The following is a 17,055-nucleotide window of genomic DNA, read 5'->3' on the forward strand; positions in this document are numbered from 1 at the left end:
CGCTAGTCCTCATCGAGGAATGATATAAGCTCATCAGCGTTATTGAATGACGGGCTGTCGTCTGGCAGAATCCCCAACTCATGAGCTTCGGCGATCACCATGGCGCGCCTCGTCGCCTCGTTGGGCACCTCCGCCCTTCCTACGATCTCAAAAGGAATCTTTCGTTGATTTACCAGCTGCCGAACAGCAAGGTTGAGATACGAATTGAGACTCAGGCCAACCGAATCCAAGAACGCAGTCGCCTGTTCCTTGAGTCCTTCTTCGATGCGAACCGTCGTGGGCTTAGCCGTTGCAGTAGACATACGCGACCTCCTCGCCTCGTCTTTTGCATCAGTATACCCCATTTAGATGGCAGATTGATGTTAGATAGCATCAGATTGTCGTTCACATTACTGTAACCCACATTGCCGCAACGGCAGACACGCTCGCTCTACATCAACCCGCTGAGCGCAATGTCGACGGCCTCGTTGAGGTCGTCGGTAATGTGTACCAGATCCGGATCGAGCGGACTGATCATGCCGGCGTCCATCACCGGACCGTTGAGCCAGTCGAACAGGCCCTGCCAGTACTCGCTGCCCACCAGCACGAGCGGCATGCGCTTGACCTTGTGCGTCTGCACCAGCGTGAGAACCTCGAACATCTCGTCGAGCGTGCCAAAGCCGCCGGGAAATACGATGGCGCCCGAGCTGTACTTAACGAACATGGTTTTGCGCACAAAGAAGTAGCGGAAGTCCATGCCGAGGTTCACGTATTTGTTGAGCCCCTGCTCGTGCGGCAATTCAATGCCTAGGCCAACTGACTTGCCGTTGACACTCGCCGCTCCCCTGTTGGCCGCTTCCATGATGCCGGGGCCGCCACCGGTGATGACCGCCACGCCACGTTGCGCGATCTTGCGCCCGACGGCACGCGCCGCCTTGTAGAGCGGATCGGTCTTGGGCGTGCGGGCGCTACCGAAGATGGTCACCGCGGGTCCGAGCTCGGCAAGCGCGCCAAAGCCATCGACGAATTCTGCCTGAATACGAAGGACGCGCCACGGATCGGCGTGCAGCCAGTCAGTCGACTCCTCGGGCGCCAGCAGGTTGGCGTAGGTGTTGTCCTTAGGAATCATGGGGCCGCGCATGACCACGGGGCCGCGGCGGTACGTCTCGTCGTAGGCAGGCTCGCCCTCGACGTTCTCATTCTTAATCATGGGTACTCCTATCGAGAAAAAGAAAACGGGCGGGGTCGACGCCATGCGTCAAACACCCGCCCGAACATCAACTATTCGGTATGGTACCCACGATGCATCAAGCATTTGCAAGCTATCGGTCAGAAGTCGCGCAGCCGGTGTCAGCGAATGTGACGACCGGCTGGCGCTCGACCATTGCCGTTGCTCACGCTCTGCAAGCGTGTCTGTCGCCCTTAGTAATCCACCGCCGCAGGACTGTTCATCCAGTCGCTCACAAACGCGCCGTAACGGCCCTCGATAATGGCCTGGCGGGCACGCTGCATAAGGTTGAGCAGGTAGTAGATGTTGTGCATCGACAGCAGAATGCCGCCGAGCATCTCCTTCTGCGTGACCATGTGGCGAATGAGCGCGCGGCTGTAGCCGCCCGTGCACACCGGGCAGGTGCAGGTGGGATCGATGGGGCCGTCGTCGTGCGCAAAACGCGCGTTGCGGAAGTTGAGGCGACCCTCGCTCGAGAACGCTGTGCCCATGCGGCCGGTGCGCGTCGGCAGCACGCAGTCGAACATGTCGATGCCCACGCCCACACCGCGCACGAGGGTGGTGGGGTTGCCGACGCCCATCAGGTAGCGCGGCTTGTGCTTGGGCATGTACTCGCTTACGAGCGGTGCCAGGGTCTCGAACATGGTCTCGTGGTCCTCGCCCACCGAGTAGCCGCCGATGCCGTAACCGGGGAAGTCGCCGCACTCCTCCAAATGGCGCAGCGAGCGCAGGCGCAGATCTAGGTGCATGCCGCCCTGAACAATGCCAAAGAGCGCCTGGTCGTCGCGGGTATGCGCCTTATAGCAGCGCTCGGCCCACATACTCGACAGCTCAACGGCGCGCTCAACGTAGGCGCGCGTGGCGGGATAGCCCGGGCACTGGTCCAGCTGCATGCAGATGTCGGAGCCGAGTTTCATGGCGATTTCCATGTTGTCCTCGGGCGTCCAGAACACGTGGCGGCCGTCGTAATCGTTGACGATAAAGCGCACGCCCTCATCGGTGAGCTTGACCGCGTCGTTGTGGCTGAACACCTGGAAACCGCCCGAGTCGGTGAGGATAGGACCGTGCCAGTTCATAAACTTGTGCAGGCCGCCCAGCTCGGCGATAGTGTCCTCGCCGGGACGCATGGACAGGTGATAGGTATTGGCAAGCACGATCTGGGCGCCGAGCTGTTTGACGGTCTCGGTAGGAATGCCCTTGACGTTTGCCTTGGTGCCCACGGGCATAAAGATCGGCGTCTCGATGTCGCCGTGCGGGGTGTGCAGCACGCCGGCACGCGCATGCGTCGTCGGGTCCTCGGCGATCAGATCGAATTTAAAAAGGCTCTGGTCCATAAACTGGAACTCCTTGGTTGCGGTTCATACGCAAACCATTATACGGGCAACCCGCAAGGAGCACCGACTCGACAGAAACTGGCGCATTAAACAACTAGTCGTTAGGGACATTCTTAAACGACTAGCCGTCGGGGACACTCTTCAACGCCATCTTACAAAGGAGCGTCCCAATCTGCCGGCACTTAGGAACTGTCCCCAAGTGCCGGCAAGAGTGTCCCTTGTGACTAGTCATTTAAGAACGTCCCCAACGGCTACATCAACAAAGGCAACGCCGATGCTCTGGCACCGACAGCGAAAACCCGCCAGAGCGAACAAGGTGCCCTCAAGCAAAATGGCGCTGCAGGTTGAGCATAAGTCAGCGAGCGGGTCGCATTTGAGACAAGGTGACGTGAAACGAAAGGGCGCTGACCTTTTGGTCGCGCCCTTGAAGTTGAACGTCAGATTGTCCAAATGCGGCCCACGCAGCGTCGGCCCGTTACGGCGTTTGGTAAAACGCCGTAACCCCTAAGGCCGCTGGCCCATGCCACCCTCGAGGGTGACGGTCTCGCCGTTCATGTACTTAAAGTCGGGACCGCAGAGCTGAACGACCACGCGGCCGATCTCCTTCTCGACGTCGCCGTAGTGACCAGCCGGCGGCATGTGGACGTTGGCCTTAAACGCCTCGGGATAGGCATCCTGGAAGTTCTCGAGCGCAGCGGTCCAAGCAAGCGGGCAAACGATATTGACGTTGATGCCGTCCTTGCCCCACTCGTTGGCGGCAACGCGGGTCAGGCCGCGGATGCCCTCCTTGGCGGCAGCATAGCTGCACTGGCCATAGTTGCCAAACAGGCCGGCACCCGAGGCAAAGTTGACCACGGAGCCCTTGGTCTCCTTCAGGTGCGGATAGGCCTTCTGCATGTACAGATAGGTAGCATACAGACCGGAGTAAATGGCCAGATTAAACTGATCCATGGTGTGATCGGCGATGGTCACGCCCGAGGCGCTGGCCTGAGCATTGTTGACGACGGCGTCGATGCGGCCAAACTCCTCAATGGCCTTGTCGATGACGTTCTGGACGACGGCTTCGTTGTCCTGACCGGCTGAAACATCGGCCTGAACAGGCAGAACCTTGACACCGTACTCGGCCTCGAGGGACTCCTTGGCGGCCTCGAGCTTGGCGACGTTGCGGCCGGTGATAACGAGGTTCGCGCCCTCCTTGGCAAAAGCGATATCGATGCCGTAACCGATGGAGCCAGCGGAGCCGTCCTTAAGCGTGGCCTTGCCGCCGCCGGTGACGATCACGGTCTTACCAGTGAAAAGTCCCATATAAAGTCCTTTCAAATCGCGACGGGCGCACCCGCCGACTGCGCGCATCCAAATAAACGCGCCAAAAGCTGAAATGCAACTTTAACGGGTTCAAGTGAAAAATAAAGCCCATGGCAGGCGAACGGCGCAACGTCTTTCGGCGAAGGGAATGTCAAGTAAAAATTGGATAGAGTGGCCGAGTTTTTGCTATCGTCGCGAGCCATCGAACACGTTTTGAAACTTTGCTGCGGCGCGCGGGAAGTCGGCGCGAGACTTTATCATAGGGTGACAAACAACGATGAGGAGCACATGCCTATGACAGACGAGCTGGACCCCCAGACTCAACAGCATATTGATGATCCCGCAGACGTCACCGCAGATACTGACGCTGTGACCTGCGATGGTATCGACATCGACGACCCCATCTTGGACGAAAGCGCTGCGGCGGAAACCCCCGAAACAGAAAACGCCGATGAGCAAAACGACGATGCGCCCGCTCAGGACGACGCCCCTGTACAGGACGACGCCCCGCAAGCAGCGGGCCCCATCGAGGTGTCTTCGGAAGAAGAGCTCGATGCCGTCATGGACTCCATGATGGATGCTGTCAAAGCGATGAAAGACGCCGTCGCCGATGCCGATATCGATGCCGAGGAAGAGGAGGCCGCCGAGGCGGCCTCGACCTTTGTGCCCGGCGAGACTCCGGTTGCCGACCAGGGCAGCACCATGCCCTCGTTTCTGCAGCTCGAGCACCCCACGATTGGCGCCGATGCGGTCGATCCGCACGCAGCAGGCTTTTCTGTGGTTGAGGGCGGTACCGGCAATATCGCCGCGCCGCAGGCTGCCGATGCGGACGCCGCCGACACCGCTCGCCCGACCGCCCCGCACTCCCCCGCCGCGAGCCGCGATCTGGGGACCGCTGTCTCGAACACTGCGAACGCCGTGGGCACCTTTATCGCCCAGGGCGCCTCGGCCATGCGCGAGATGAATGCCGCGAAAAAGGCACTTGCCGATGCCCGCGCCCACCTGGCCGAACTTGAGCAGCGCATTGCCGATCAGGCCGAGGAACTCGAGACGCGCCAGGATATCGCAGGCCGCTACGACCAGATCGTCGCCGACCAGCGCCAGGCGATCGCCACGGCGCAAAAGACCGCTGCGGCAGCCGAGATTGACCGTGATGCCCACGCCGCCAAAGCGACAGAGCTCAAGGGTCAGTTCGAACAAATGAAGACAGAGGATGACGCGACTGAGCTCCGCCTGAAGGCCGCGCTCGATGCCGTGGAGGCCCGCGAGGCGAGCTCGCGCGAGACCGGCAACCGCCTCGTTCGCCGTCTTGAGGATTCCAAGCGCATCCGCGACAAGGTGCAGGCCGAGCGAGACGCCGGCATTGCCGCCGCACAACAAACCGTCGACGCCGCGCGCGCCCAGCTCGAGACACTGCGTCATGAGTATGCCGAGCTGCAACGCAATCCCTCGGCAAATCCCGCCAACTATACGGTGCGCACCAGCGAGCTCTCGATGCAGATCTCCGACACGGCAGATGCCCTGCGAAAAGCCGAAGAAGATGTCCCGCGCATCACCGCCGACCTTGAGCACTCGCTTGCCGCAGCCGAGCAGGCCGTCGAACAGGCGCAGGCCCCCATCGCCGACGCCAAGCGAGCCCATCAGGCCGTGACGGCAGAGGCCGATGCCGCGCGCGACGAGCTGCAGACCGCAAAAACCACCGCCGCGACGCGCCAGCGCGAACTGCGCGAGAAGATCGCCGCCGAGGACAAGGCACGCCGCGACCAAGAGCAGAGCATAGCCAACGCCCAAGCAGATGCCGCGCATGCGCAGTCGATTATCGAACAGGCGACCGAAGTACACGACCACCCAGAGATTACTGAGTCGCTTGCAGGATCCTTGGCCCGAGACAAAGCCGAACACGCCGAGACCGAGCGAGAAGTTGCCCAGCTCGAGGCCACCGAGGACGCGGTGCGCGAGCGTACCCGCGACTCACGCATCAAATTCACCGGCGCCATCGTCTGCATCGTCGCCGCAATCCTGGTGATCATCCTTGTCTGGCTGTTCGCAAGCAAGTAGTCGTTTAAGAACGTCCCCAATGACTACAAAGGGGTCAGGTTAACATGCACCAACCTGGTGCAAAGTAACCTGACCCCTTTGCACCAATCTCTTGACAACCAAAGAAATGCCGATGTTATGGCAGAGTCAGCGAGCGGGTCGCATTTGAGGCAAGGTGACGTGAAACGAAAGGGCGCTGACCTTCTGGTCGCGCCCTTGAAGTTGAACGTCAGATTGTCCAAATGCGGCCCGCGCAGCGTCGACCGGTTACGGCGTTTGTAAAACGCCGTAACCTACAAGATGAGCATGGCGTCACCAAAGCTGAAGAAGCGGTAGCGTTCTTCGATAGCAGCGGCGTAGGCATCCATGATCTGGTCGCGGGTGGCAAGTGCGCTTACGAGCATCATGAGCGTGGAGCGCGGCACGTGGAAGTTCGTGATCAGCGCGTCGACCACGTGATAGGTCGAGCCGGGCATAAGGTAGAGCTGCGTCGTGGCGTTCTCGCGCACCACGATGTCGCCGCGGCCGAGCGTGTCGGCCCCGTCCTCGCGGCCCTCAAAATAGCGCGCCGTCACAGCCGGATCGGACACCGGCGCGTCCGCGTCAAACGCGCTCTCGAGCGAGCGCACTGCGGTAGTGCCGACGGCGATCACACGATGGCCCTCGGCCTTCGCCTTATGCACGGCGTCGACAACCTCCTGCGACACGTGGTAGCGCTCGGTGTGCATCACGTGCTGCGCGGGGTCGTCCTCCTCCACCAGACGGAAGGTATCGATACCCACCTCGAGCTCGACGGCGGCAAACTTGGCACCCTTGGCCTCGATGGCAGCCATGAGCTCGGGAGTAAAATGCAGACCCGCCGTGGGAGCAGCGGCCGAGTGCTCCTCCTTCATGGCGTAGACGGTCTGGTACTTCTCGGGATCGCCCTCGTAATCGGTAATGTAGGGCGGCAGCGGCACGTGGCCGGCAGCATGGATGGCCTCGTCGAGCGTGCGCGGGTCGCCGGCGGCATTGCAACCGGCCGGCTCAAAACGCACCAGACGGCCGCCGCGGCTATCGGTGACAAAGTCGACAACCTCGGCCGTCAGCACCACGGGAGCCCCCTCGGGCGCATGGGCGCCACCGGCGCGATACTCAATATGAGCACCGGGCTTCAGGCGCTTGCCCGGTTTGACCAGGCACTCCCAAACATGGCCCAGCGGATCCACGTCCTCGCGGCGCTTGAGCAGCAGCGTCTCGACCACGCCGCCCGAGCCGGCTTTGCGACCGATCAGGCGAGCCGGCATCACGCGCGTCTTGTTGATGACGAGCACGTCGCCCGGCTCGATATAGTCGATGATGTCGCGGAAGATGCGGTGCTCAACGGTACCGCCGTGCTCCAGCGGCGTTCCCGCCTGGGAGCCCTTGCGATCCACCACCAGCAGGCGGCAGGAGTCGCGCGGCTCGGCAGGAGCCTGGGCAATGAGCTCTTCGGGCAGGTTATAGTCAAAATCATCGGTACGCATCTTTGCCTCTTTCACAAAGCGCGTCAGTCGAAAAAATCGACTGACGCGCGCATCATTCTCCCCTGTATCCTATCAGCTTGTTGAGAGAAATATAGTATGGAAACAGATTTGCGACTGTTTTCTCAACGCCCCGCTACTTAAGCGTTGCGTACATCACCGCCTTAATCGTATGCATGCGATTCTCCGCTTCTTGGAAAACACGAGACTTATCGGACTCAAAAACCTCGTCCGTGACTTCCATTTCGGTAACTCCAAACTTCTCAGCAATTTCGGCACCAACAGTAGTATTAGTATCGTGGAAGCTCGGAAGGCAGTGGAGGAAAATCGCCTCGGGCTTTGCCATAGACATCACCTCAGCGGTCACACGATACGGCGACATGAGCTTAATGCGGCTTTCCCACAGCTCTGCGGGCTGACCCATGCCAACCCAAACATCCGTGTAAATTACATCGGCATCACGAGCGCCTTCCTCAATATCCTCTGTAATGGTAATCGTCGATCCATGCTCGGCCGCAATACGACTACATTCTGCAAGGAGTTCAGGATCATAGGATGTAGCCCCCTCCGAATTTCCCCCGATTGGGCCGCAAGAACAGTAGTTAATGCCGAGCTTAGCGCAAATGACCATGAGCGAATCAGCGACGTTTCCGGCCGCCTTACCAAAAAATGTAAGTTTCCTGCCCTTAATCTCTCCAAACTCTTCACGCATGGTCAAAATATCGGCAAGCACTTGAGTCGGGTGAAATTCAGTAGTCAGCCCATTCCAAACGGGAACCCCAGCTTTTGCAGCAAGCTCCTCAACCTTCGCCTGTTCAAAGCCGCGGTATTCAATTCCGTCATACATGCGGCCAAGGACGCGAGCCGTGTCCTCAATCGACTCCTTTTTGCCCATCTGGGACGAGCCCGGATCCAAATAAGTTACACCCATGCCAAGGTCAAGTGCACCAACTTCGAAGGCGCAACGAGTACGCGTGGAAGTCTTCTCAAATAGCAAAACAATATTCTTACCTTCAAGGTATTTATGCGGAACACCGGCACGCTTCATGCTTTTGAAGTTAGCAGAAAGCTCAAGCAGATACTCAATCTCTTCCGTCGTGTAATCAAGCAGCTTCAGAAAACTGCGCCCAGCGATGTTAACACCCATATTCGCCATCTCCTATCACAGTGGATTTGCAACTAAATATCTTCGCGCCAGAAGGGCATGCTCATGCAGCGCGGGCCGCCACGACCGCGGGACAGCTCCTCGGAGGGAACGACCAAAAGTTCCAAACCGTTCTTGTAGAGCTCATCATTTGTGACAACATTGCGCTCGTAAACACAGACTTTACCAGGAGCAACGGCAAGAGTGTTCGACCCGTCGTTCCACTGCTCGCGAGATGCCTCAACCATATCGCCGGCACCGCACTCAATAAGCTGCACCTTCTCCACGCCAGTAGCCATTTCAAGAATATGTTCAAGCGTGTCATCAATCTCTTGAACAGCGACCATTCCCTCAGAGTCACCACGAGTCAGACGATAAACACGAAGGGTCTCAAAAATACCGGGATAAACTGTGAACTTATCGAAATCCACCATGGTGCAAACGGTGTCAAGATGCATGTAAGCATAGCCGTTGGGGATTTTAATAGCGTAAACGGTATCGATCTCAGAATTCCCAGATCCCCAGAACAAATTCTTTGCAAGCTCCTCAATCGCAGCCGCCTCAGTTCGCTGGCTAATTCCAATAGCCAAGGTATGAGCGTTAATGTTAAGCACATCACCGCCCTCGATATGCCAGGGATTCTTATGGTCGTACCAAATCGGAGTCCCTACATAATCGGGATGGTATTTGAAAATCGCTTCATAGAAGGGCACTTCACGATCTCGCTGTTTCCAATACATATGGTGAAGCAGAACGCCTTTGCCCACGGAAGCAAGAGGATCGCGAGAGAAATACGAGCTCGGAAGAGGCTTCAACACCAAATCATCGGGCTTCGCATCCTCATTATCCATCATACTAAGCGTAGTCGAGACGCGAGGCAGCTCAAGGTCACGATAACGATACCCCCCCATAGCCTCAAGTACAAACTGATACGAATCTGAAATAGCGTCGAGCTTTTCACGAACAGCCTGCTCAAGCAGAGGATTGACAATCCCGCTCTCAGCCATAAATGTATCGGTAAACTCAGCGCGAGCCGAGGGGCATGCATCCAGCGCCTCAGCAACGAGTTTCTCCATATAGAGAACCTCAACACCTTCGCTCCTCAGAAGATCCGCAAAGGCATCATGCTCCTTTTGAGCCACATCAAGATAGAAACAGTCGTGAATCCAGACATCCTCGAACTCTTCCGCCTTTACGTTCACAAGGTCACGACCGGGGCGGTGAAGCACAACTTTCTTGAGCTTACCAATCTCGCTGTGTACATTCAGTCCTTTAGACATTCCTGTTACTCCATTTCAGCCATGAAACCTACAGGGCAATAAGTCCCGAGATTGCTACGAATACGATATTGATGAGCGACACGACCAGGAAGAATTTCCAAACGGTCTTCCACCACTGGCCAAGTTTGATCTTACACACGCCCAAACCCGCTACAAGAATGGCGCTAGTAGGACAGATCAAAGACATCGTCGCGCTACCCATGGAGAGAGCCCACACGGCAGCCTCGGGATTAAGGCCCATGAGTTCGGTCAAAGGTCCAAAAATGGGAGCGGTCAGTGCTGCAAGGCCAGATGAGCTGGGAACCAGAATCGTCAGGAGGTTCTCAACCGCATAAAGAAGCGTAGTAAAGAGAACCGCCGGGATGCCGCCCAGACCAGTAGCGAGCGCATTGAGGATGGTATCAATGATCATGCCGTCAGAGGCAATGACAAGGATGCCACGCGCAAGTCCAACGACAATTGCCGAGAAAGCAAAGTCAGCGATACCCGCAACAAATTCCTGAGCGATGACGTCCTGACTAAAGCCCGCAATAACACCAGCCAACAGGCCCATGGCCAAAAAGACCGCAGAAATCTCGTTCATATACCAGCCCTGGGTCACAAGTCCCCAGATGATAAGGCACATTCCAGCGATAAATACCGCAAGCACGCCTTTTTGACGACCCGTAAATTCCGCGTCAAGGGCAGATTCATCGGCAGCGAACTCGACTTTCTTGGCGATATCATCCTCAAATGTGATCGATGACTCAGGGTTCTTCTTTACCCTTCGTGCATAGAGGACAACCCAAGTAATTGCAACGGCGGTCAAAACAACCCAGGCAATCATACGCAGCCACAGCTGGGGGTTGCCCTGAATACCAAGAATACCTTGCGCAATGAGAACATTAAACGGATTAATCGTTGAGGCGATGTAACCCGTGCGCGCTCCAACGAACACGACCATGAACGCCGTCATCGAGTCGAAGCCCATAGCCATCATAATTGGCATGAAGATCGCAAAGAACGGGAGAGTTTCTTCCGCCATGCCAAAGCTCGTTCCGCCCAATGCAAAGAGAACCATCGCAATAGGAATAATTAGAATGTCTTTGTTCTTAAAGCGGCGAACGACACGGCCCATTCCGCTCGTGATAGCGCCCGTTTTAGTAATAACCTGAAACGAACCGCCCACAATCAAGATGAATGCAACGACCTCAATTGCCTCTTGTATACCGCGCGTTGGAGCCTGAAGAACATCGAAGACGCCTTGTCTGAGATCTACTTCATCCCCGGTTTCCTCGTCAATATATGTCTTTTCACTCTGCTCATACGTACCTGCGACAGTGACTTCACGACCGTTCACCTCCTGACGCTGATAGGACCCAGAGGGAACAATCCACGTGAGAACAGCGAAGATGACCATAAGTGCAAAGATGATCGCATATACGTGCGGGACCTTGAACTGCTTGATGCCTTTCGAACTTTCCGCTGCCATATCTCCTCCTTCATTCCTTTTCCCATCTATCCAGCTGGCACCATAAATGTATGAGGTTGCTCAGCGGTGTCGGCCAATCATCGCCATCGTGTCGCTTTTCACCTATGAACGGCAGCTAAAGTGACGTTATTAATCAATCTGATATTTTAAATTGATGTTATTTATCAATTACATACGTCTTTTAACTTTTCCTCAACACAACAAGGAACCTGCCTTAGCCTTATATAAAAACCAGTAGGACAGGAGACAGACATGCAAGGCATACACATAACAAATGAAATCGGTCATTTAAAAGCCGTACTTGTCCATCGACCAGGAGCTGAAACACAAAACTACCCTGATGCCGACTTCAGCCAAGTTTTCTCCCTGCGAAAATGGAGCGGTCGTTTTGACCTCGACAAAGCAATATATGAGCACGATTCCATGGTTCAATTGCTTGAGAAACATGGCGTAGAAACCATTGAAATTAGGGACCTTCTCGAAGACTCACTTGAAACTGAGCCCCAATCACTTAAATGTTTTATTGATGACTACCTCCGTTGCAGTGGGGCAACAGGCAGAGAGTTCCTCGAGACAATAACCCAGCTGTTTGAGAACGCTAAGAACACCCAGGAATTGGTGAATATAGTACTTAACGGCATTCGCTTTGGAGACACTGAGCTATGTTCAAACCAGTCGGAAACACTACGGGCGCTCGTGCACGAGCAATTTGACCCCGCCTCGCTCTTGGTCAATCCCCTCAACACGCTTTTTTTCACTCGTGATCCTGCTGTGGTAGTCGGAGACGGCATCATCCTAAATCATATGTATTGGCCTGAGCGTGATCGTGAGGTCGCCTTATACCGGCAGATATTCACCCACCACAAGATCATGGGAGAAACCCCGGTATGTGATTTGAACAGGAGTAGTTACCATATCGAAGGCGGAGACGTTCTTGTTATCAGTGCTAAGACATTATTAGTTGGAATCTCTGACCGAACTGAACCCGCCGCCGTCGAGTCACTTGCCAAAGAGCTCCTGACCTCAAATAAATTCCAGACCACCGAGCTAATTGCGATTCGAGTCCCCTCTGACGGGCTGCGTATCCACCTCGATACGTTCATAAGTAGAATTGATCACGACGCGTTCCTCATCGATCGTGAGATATGCAATGCCGTTGATGCATACAGCATTCAACTAAAACGATCCGGAAAGGGCCTTACGATCACTCCTATCGATCGCACGATTCCGGAAATACTCTCTGTAGCCTGTTGCGAACCAATTAAAGTAATTGACTGCGGAGGCGGGAATCAAACCGCCTACGAAAGAGAGCGCCGGAACAACGCAACGTCTATCCTTGCGCTCTCGCCAGGAAAACTATGCGTATATGAAGAAAACGTTTGGACCAACGAAGCGCTTGAGAAAGCAGGAATGGAATTATTCCCGTTATCCATTGACGAGCTCACCAAAGGCTATGGTGGCACAAACTGTCTATGCCTCCCTCTGTGGCGAGAGGATCTATAGCCATGGGCTTCGGGGCAAATATTCGTAAACTCCGCACCATGGAGCATCTTGGTCAGGCGCAACTTGCAGAGATGTTGGGGGTATCTAAAGAGACCGTTTGTCGTTGGGAAAAAAGTCGGTATGCCCCCCGTGAGCGCCATATTGAAAAGTTACAAGCGCTCTTCGGTTGCACCCGCGATGAACTTGTTGGCGAGGAAAACGGTTTGGCCGTAAAGCTCGCAAATAAAAGAATCGTCACCGACGAAAACCCTGCTATCCGCGAAATGGAGGGCGCATTTCCCGTCATCGATATCGAATCGCAAAAGCGCCGCATCACGCACAGCCAACAAAATGCTTGCGCGCCTGTAGACGTAGCCAAGCGTCACCCACATAGCGTTTTCGTTAAAATCAAAGGTGACGAAATGTCCCGCATTTACCCTCCCGGCAGCTTACTACTTGTCGATACCACCGCAAAGCCTTGGAACGGCTGTGCTGTATTGGCGCTCGCAGACGGTAAAACACCGGTAATTAGGCGATTTGCAGAAGGAAACGACATGATTGTGCTGTCGTCCCATTCATATGCAACAGCAAGTCCGGATCTGATGTTTAACAAACGGAGGATTAGAATCATAGGAGTCGTCGTTTGGTATCAAGCGAGCCACGATCACACGCTTAATTAAATCGACTTTCCCAAAAACGACCGTACCGCACAGACAGCTCAAAGCCCCAGCCCAAAAGAACTACTTTTTGGACGCTTTGCGCTCGTCGCGGATGCGGGCGCGGTCCATGGCCGCCTCGACGGCCGAGAAACGGCAGCCGCAGTAGTTCTGCCGATACATGCCCAGCTCGCGCGAACGACGTGTCGCCTCGGGGTAATACGTGCGAAAATCGCGAATCACCGGAGTGAGACCGCGGGCAGCAGCCAGACGCTCCAACACATCATTGCAGGTTTCGAACAACTGGTACGGCGAGACGGCGAGCGTCGTGCCCACAAACTCAAACCCGCGCTCCTGGGCCACACGGCACGCCTCGGCCAGACGCAGGGCATAGCATGCGCGACAGCGACGGGCTCGATCGGCGCCCAGCGGGGCCACGCCGGCCTCCCAGCGCTCCCGGTCCTCCCCCGCCTCGATAAGCTCGATGTCGCCATCGGCACACCACCGGCGCAGCTCGTCCAAACGCCGCTGCCATTCATCGTGCGGCTGAATATTGGGGTTTGTCCAGCAGATTGTGGGCTCAAACCCTTCCTCGCGCAGCAGGCGGACCGGCTCAAGAGAGCACGGCGCACAGCACGCATGCAGCAACAACGGCTTCATCGACATCTCCTCACCCGAAAAAGCGCACGCCAAAGGACGTATCCTCGCAGGCGACAATGCGGCGGTCGCGCAAAATGGTCCGCACGTAATACCAGTCGCCCACACAGCCCGACAAATGCAAGCCGGCCGCCAGGTAGCACAGCAGCGGATAGCCCGAAAACGCAAACCCCAGGGCAAGCGCCGCCGTCACAACAACCGTCGGCGCCAGGCAAACCGCCATGTACCGCCGGCGCGAATACACAACGCCCTCGGCGCAGGCATAGATCATCGCCGTCTCGCGATTCGCCCCAAAGGTCACCTTCGCGCCCGCAGGCGCCAGCAGCTTAAAAAACACACCGTGCACCAGCTCGTGCACGGCGAACGACGCCATTGAGATCGCAGCCAAGCCGACTATCCAGCCCAAGACGGCCATCCAACCGCCCGCGTCAGCCGCGTCCAGATCCGCGGGCCCACCCAGCAGCATAAACACCGGCACCAGGCACACGGCAAATGCACCAAGCACGGCCATCCCCCACACAAAGCAGGCGTGCAGGAAATCCTCGTCTTCAAACGCATGTATGTTGGAAATCTCATTCATAGCATCTTAGGATAGCGCCCCTGCCACGTACCCGTCCGCATGTGCGATAATGTCGAACGATATGCACGAATTGACCACCGCGCCGCCGAGCCCCGCGCCCGGCCGCGCCCTCACCATATGCGAAGGAGTCCCATGGCATCCAAATACTCCATGAATGACCGTCCCAGCTGGCCTCGCCGCGCCATCGTTACCGCCGGCGAGCCCTACGGCAACAAGGGCCTTCACTTTGGCCACGTTGGCGGCGTCTTTGTCCCTGCCGACTTCTTCGCCCGCTTCCTGCGCGACCGCCTGGGCCGTGAGAACGTCATCTTCACCTCGGGCACCGACTGCTATGGCTCGCCCATCATGGAGAGCTACCGCAAGCTCAAGGAGAACGAGGGCTACGACAAGTCCATTAGCGAGTATGTCGAGTCCAATCACTCCCGCCAGGCCGCGACCCTCAACAACTACAACATCAGCTGTGACATCTACGGCGGCTCGGGCCTTGAGCCGGCGGCCCAGATCCACAACGAGGTGACCGCCGAGATTATCGAGCGCCTGCACGAGCAGGGCACCATCTCCAAGCGCTCCACGCTGCAGTTCTACGATGCCAAGGCCGGCACGTTCCTCAACGGCCGTCAGGTGATCGGCCGCTGCCCCATCCAGGGCTGCAAGTCCGAGAAAGCCTATGCCGACGAGTGCGACCTGGGCCACCAGTTTGAGCCCGAGGAGCTCATCGCGCCCAAGAGCCAGCTCACCGGCGAGGTGCCCGAGCTGCGCCCGGTAGACAACCTCTACTTCGACCTGCCGGCCTACCTCGACTTTATGAAGACCTACACCGCCAAGCTCGCCCAGAACCCGCAGGTTCGTTCCGTGGTCTCCAAGACCATGGAGGAGTGGCTGCTGCCGGCTCAGCTCTATATTCAGAACAAGTTCCGCGAGGCCTTCGATGCCGTCGAGGATCAGCTTCCCGAGCACACCGTCCTGGAGCCCGAGGGCAACAAGAGCAGCTTTACCGTCACCTTCCCCAGCTGGAAGGAACGCGACGATGCCCACGCGGTGCTCGCCAACGGTGGCGTGCGTTTCCGCAGCGGCAAGGCACTCGTGCCCTTCCGCATCACTGGCAACATCGACTGGGGCGTTCCGGTGCCCGAGGTCGATGGCGTCTCCGACGTCACCTGCTGGTGCTGGCCCGAGAGCCTGTGGGCGCCCATCAGCTATACGCGTACCGTGCTCGCACGCGATGCCAAGGCCGCCGGCGTAACCGAGGGCGTCGCCGCCCAGGATGCCGCCCTCATGGGCGAGCCCGCTGCCGATTCCACGCAGGTACCCGCTCCCACCTACCAGCACAGCTCGCTCGACTGGCGCGACTGGTGGTGCTCTGACGACGCTCAGATCTACCAGTTCATCGGTCAGGACAACATCTATTTCTACTGCATCGCTCAGACCGCCATGTGGGAGGCCCTGGGTTGGGACCTTACGCAGAGCACCGTCAGCGCCTGCTATCACCTGCTCTACATGGGCAAAAAAGCCAGCTCGTCCTCGCAGACGCCTCCCCCGCCGGCAGACGACCTGCTCAACCACTACACCTGCGAGCAGATGCGCGCGCACTGGCTGTCGCTCGGCCTGTCCGAGAAGCCGGTGAGCTTTAGCCCCAAGGCATACGACACGCGCGTGACCGGCAAGGACAAGGACGGCAACGAGGTGCGCGCCTGCGACGACAAGCGCGTTATCGATCCGGCCCTTAAGGAGAGCGCCCTTTTGACCGGCGTATTCAACCGTCTGGCCCGCAGCTGCTTCTACGGCGTCGCCGTCAAGGAAGGCGACGAGAGCCCCTATCGCAACGGCTGCATCCCCGCCGGTGCCGCCTCTGCCGCCGTGGTCGAGGCTGCCGAGCAGGCAGCTCTTGCCTTTGAGCAGGCCATGTACAAGTTCGAGACGCACCGCGCGCTTGCCGTGTGCGACGACTACCTGCGCGCCGCCAACAAGCGCTGGAGCGATGCCTCCAAGGCCGCCAACAAGCTCGAGGGTAACGAGGCAAACGCCGCAATGACGCAGGCCCTCGTCGACGCCTTTACCGAGCTGCGCGTGGCGACCGTGCTCATGCACGGCATCGTCCCGGCCGGGTGCGAGCTCATCTGCGAGTACTTCGACGTCGATCCGGTCGCTTTCTTTAGCTGGAACAACATCTTTGCCTCCACGGACGAGTTCGTAGAGAGCCTGGGCGAGAAGCCCGGAGACCACCGCGTGAAGCCGCTGCCCCCGCGCTTCGACTTCTTTAGCAAGCACGAGAGCCAGTACTAAGCCAACACCAAGGCAGAGTAGTCAATTTGGGACGGGCTATTTTAGCTACCCCGTCCCAAATTTAACTGCAACGCCTGCCGAAACGGACGGGCAGCTAAAATAGCCCCGTCCCAAATT

General features: G+C 57.4%; 14 protein-coding genes. 4 read left to right on the forward strand and 10 right to left on the reverse strand.

What is annotated here, in order from left to right; all coding sequences use genetic code 11:
* Positions 1-2: 2 nt before the first annotated feature.
* The 4 genes from I2H81_RS07660 to I2H81_RS07675 form a co-directional block, all read right to left on the reverse strand.
* Positions 3-302, reverse strand: a complete 300-nt coding sequence (locus I2H81_RS07660; protein ID WP_195645139.1) for a type II toxin-antitoxin system RelB/DinJ family antitoxin — start codon at positions 300-302, stop codon at positions 3-5.
* 128 nt (positions 303-430) lie between these two features.
* Positions 431-1,189, reverse strand: a complete 759-nt coding sequence (locus I2H81_RS07665; RefSeq protein WP_195645140.1) for an LOG family protein — start codon at positions 1,187-1,189, stop codon at positions 431-433.
* A gap of 212 nt (positions 1,190-1,401) precedes the next feature.
* A complete protein-coding gene (gene tgt / locus I2H81_RS07670; RefSeq protein ID WP_055285790.1) occupies positions 1,402-2,541 on the reverse strand; it encodes a tRNA guanosine(34) transglycosylase Tgt in 1,140 nt (379 codons plus the stop codon).
* Between the two features lie 504 nt (positions 2,542-3,045).
* Positions 3,046-3,846 (reverse strand): SDR family NAD(P)-dependent oxidoreductase, encoded by an 801-nt coding sequence (locus tag I2H81_RS07675; protein ID WP_006235414.1) that lies wholly within the window; start codon positions 3,844-3,846, stop codon positions 3,046-3,048.
* A gap of 294 nt (positions 3,847-4,140) precedes the next feature.
* On the opposite strand from I2H81_RS07675, the gene I2H81_RS07680 reads away from it, so the two are divergent.
* A complete protein-coding gene (locus tag I2H81_RS07680) occupies positions 4,141-5,904 on the forward strand; it encodes a coiled-coil domain-containing protein (RefSeq protein WP_195645141.1) in 1,764 nt (587 codons plus the stop codon).
* Between the two features lie 272 nt (positions 5,905-6,176).
* On the opposite strand, the gene queA is transcribed toward I2H81_RS07680, so the two are convergent.
* The 4 genes from queA to I2H81_RS07700 all read right to left on the reverse strand — a co-directional run bounded on the left by queA (position 6,177) and on the right by I2H81_RS07700 (position 11,280).
* On the reverse strand, positions 6,177-7,388 hold the full coding sequence (queA, locus tag I2H81_RS07685; RefSeq protein ID WP_195645142.1) for a tRNA preQ1(34) S-adenosylmethionine ribosyltransferase-isomerase QueA: 1,212 nt from the start codon (positions 7,386-7,388) through the stop codon (positions 6,177-6,179).
* A 133-nt stretch (positions 7,389-7,521) separates the two neighbouring features.
* Complete coding sequence (gene argF / locus I2H81_RS07690) at positions 7,522-8,532, reverse strand: ornithine carbamoyltransferase (RefSeq protein ID WP_055285784.1); 1,011 nt, start codon at positions 8,530-8,532, stop codon at positions 7,522-7,524.
* A 32-nt stretch (positions 8,533-8,564) separates the two neighbouring features.
* Complete coding sequence (locus tag I2H81_RS07695) at positions 8,565-9,809, reverse strand: arginine deiminase (RefSeq protein ID WP_138112878.1); 1,245 nt, start codon at positions 9,807-9,809, stop codon at positions 8,565-8,567.
* Between the two features lie 28 nt (positions 9,810-9,837).
* On the reverse strand, positions 9,838-11,280 hold the full coding sequence (locus I2H81_RS07700) for a YfcC family protein (protein ID WP_195645143.1): 1,443 nt from the start codon (positions 11,278-11,280) through the stop codon (positions 9,838-9,840).
* Between the two features lie 252 nt (positions 11,281-11,532).
* Here I2H81_RS07700 and I2H81_RS07705 point away from each other — a divergent pair, with 252 nt between their 5' ends.
* Complete coding sequence (locus tag I2H81_RS07705) at positions 11,533-12,783, forward strand: arginine deiminase (RefSeq protein WP_195645144.1); 1,251 nt, start codon at positions 11,533-11,535, stop codon at positions 12,781-12,783.
* 2 nt (positions 12,784-12,785) lie between these two features.
* Entirely contained in the window at positions 12,786-13,442 is a 657-nt protein-coding gene (locus I2H81_RS07710) for an XRE family transcriptional regulator (RefSeq protein ID WP_195645145.1), read from the forward strand.
* 60 nt (positions 13,443-13,502) lie between these two features.
* Here the strand turns inward: I2H81_RS07710 and I2H81_RS07715 are convergent, their stop codons facing one another.
* Both I2H81_RS07715 and I2H81_RS07720 read right to left on the reverse strand, forming a co-directional pair.
* Complete coding sequence (locus I2H81_RS07715) at positions 13,503-14,078, reverse strand: epoxyqueuosine reductase QueH (RefSeq protein WP_195645146.1); 576 nt, start codon at positions 14,076-14,078, stop codon at positions 13,503-13,505.
* A 10-nt stretch (positions 14,079-14,088) separates the two neighbouring features.
* On the reverse strand, positions 14,089-14,655 hold the full coding sequence (locus I2H81_RS07720; RefSeq protein WP_195520709.1) for a DUF3267 domain-containing protein: 567 nt from the start codon (positions 14,653-14,655) through the stop codon (positions 14,089-14,091).
* 132 nt (positions 14,656-14,787) lie between these two features.
* On the opposite strand from I2H81_RS07720, the gene I2H81_RS07725 reads away from it, so the two are divergent.
* A complete protein-coding gene (locus I2H81_RS07725) occupies positions 14,788-16,938 on the forward strand; it encodes a class I tRNA ligase family protein (RefSeq protein WP_195645147.1) in 2,151 nt (716 codons plus the stop codon).
* Positions 16,939-17,055: the final 117 nt, after the last annotated feature.

The organism is Collinsella aerofaciens (assembly GCF_015561195.1).
GTDB lineage: Bacteria > Actinomycetota > Coriobacteriia > Coriobacteriales > Coriobacteriaceae > Collinsella > Collinsella aerofaciens_AC.

Bases quoted from the DNA above. Each gene is read 5' to 3' on its own strand.
- I2H81_RS07675 (WP_006235414.1), bottom strand. From the start codon at position 3,846: ATGGGACTTTTCACTGGTAAGACCGTGATCGTCACCGGCGGCGGCAAG.
- argF (WP_055285784.1), bottom strand. From the start codon at position 8,532: ATGGGTGTTAACATCGCTGGGCGCAGTTTTCTGAAGCTGCTTGATTAC.
- I2H81_RS07695 (WP_138112878.1), bottom strand. From the start codon at position 9,809: ATGTCTAAAGGACTGAATGTACACAGCGAGATTGGTAAGCTCAAGAAA.
- I2H81_RS07725 (WP_195645147.1), top strand. From the start codon at position 14,788: ATGGCATCCAAATACTCCATGAATGACCGTCCCAGCTGGCCTCGCCGC.
- I2H81_RS07700 (WP_195645143.1), bottom strand. From the start codon at position 11,280: ATGGCAGCGGAAAGTTCGAAAGGCATCAAGCAGTTCAAGGTCCCGCAC.
- I2H81_RS07680 (WP_195645141.1), top strand. From the start codon at position 4,141: ATGACAGACGAGCTGGACCCCCAGACTCAACAGCATATTGATGATCCC.
- I2H81_RS07710 (WP_195645145.1), top strand. From the start codon at position 12,786: ATGGGCTTCGGGGCAAATATTCGTAAACTCCGCACCATGGAGCATCTT.
- I2H81_RS07665 (WP_195645140.1), bottom strand. From the start codon at position 1,189: ATGATTAAGAATGAGAACGTCGAGGGCGAGCCTGCCTACGACGAGACG.
- I2H81_RS07720 (WP_195520709.1), bottom strand. From the start codon at position 14,655: ATGAATGAGATTTCCAACATACATGCGTTTGAAGACGAGGATTTCCTG.
- I2H81_RS07705 (WP_195645144.1), top strand. From the start codon at position 11,533: ATGCAAGGCATACACATAACAAATGAAATCGGTCATTTAAAAGCCGTA.
- I2H81_RS07715 (WP_195645146.1), bottom strand. From the start codon at position 14,078: ATGAAGCCGTTGTTGCTGCATGCGTGCTGTGCGCCGTGCTCTCTTGAG.
- tgt (WP_055285790.1), bottom strand. From the start codon at position 2,541: ATGGACCAGAGCCTTTTTAAATTCGATCTGATCGCCGAGGACCCGACG.
- queA (WP_195645142.1), bottom strand. From the start codon at position 7,388: ATGCGTACCGATGATTTTGACTATAACCTGCCCGAAGAGCTCATTGCC.
- I2H81_RS07660 (WP_195645139.1), bottom strand. From the start codon at position 302: ATGTCTACTGCAACGGCTAAGCCCACGACGGTTCGCATCGAAGAAGGA.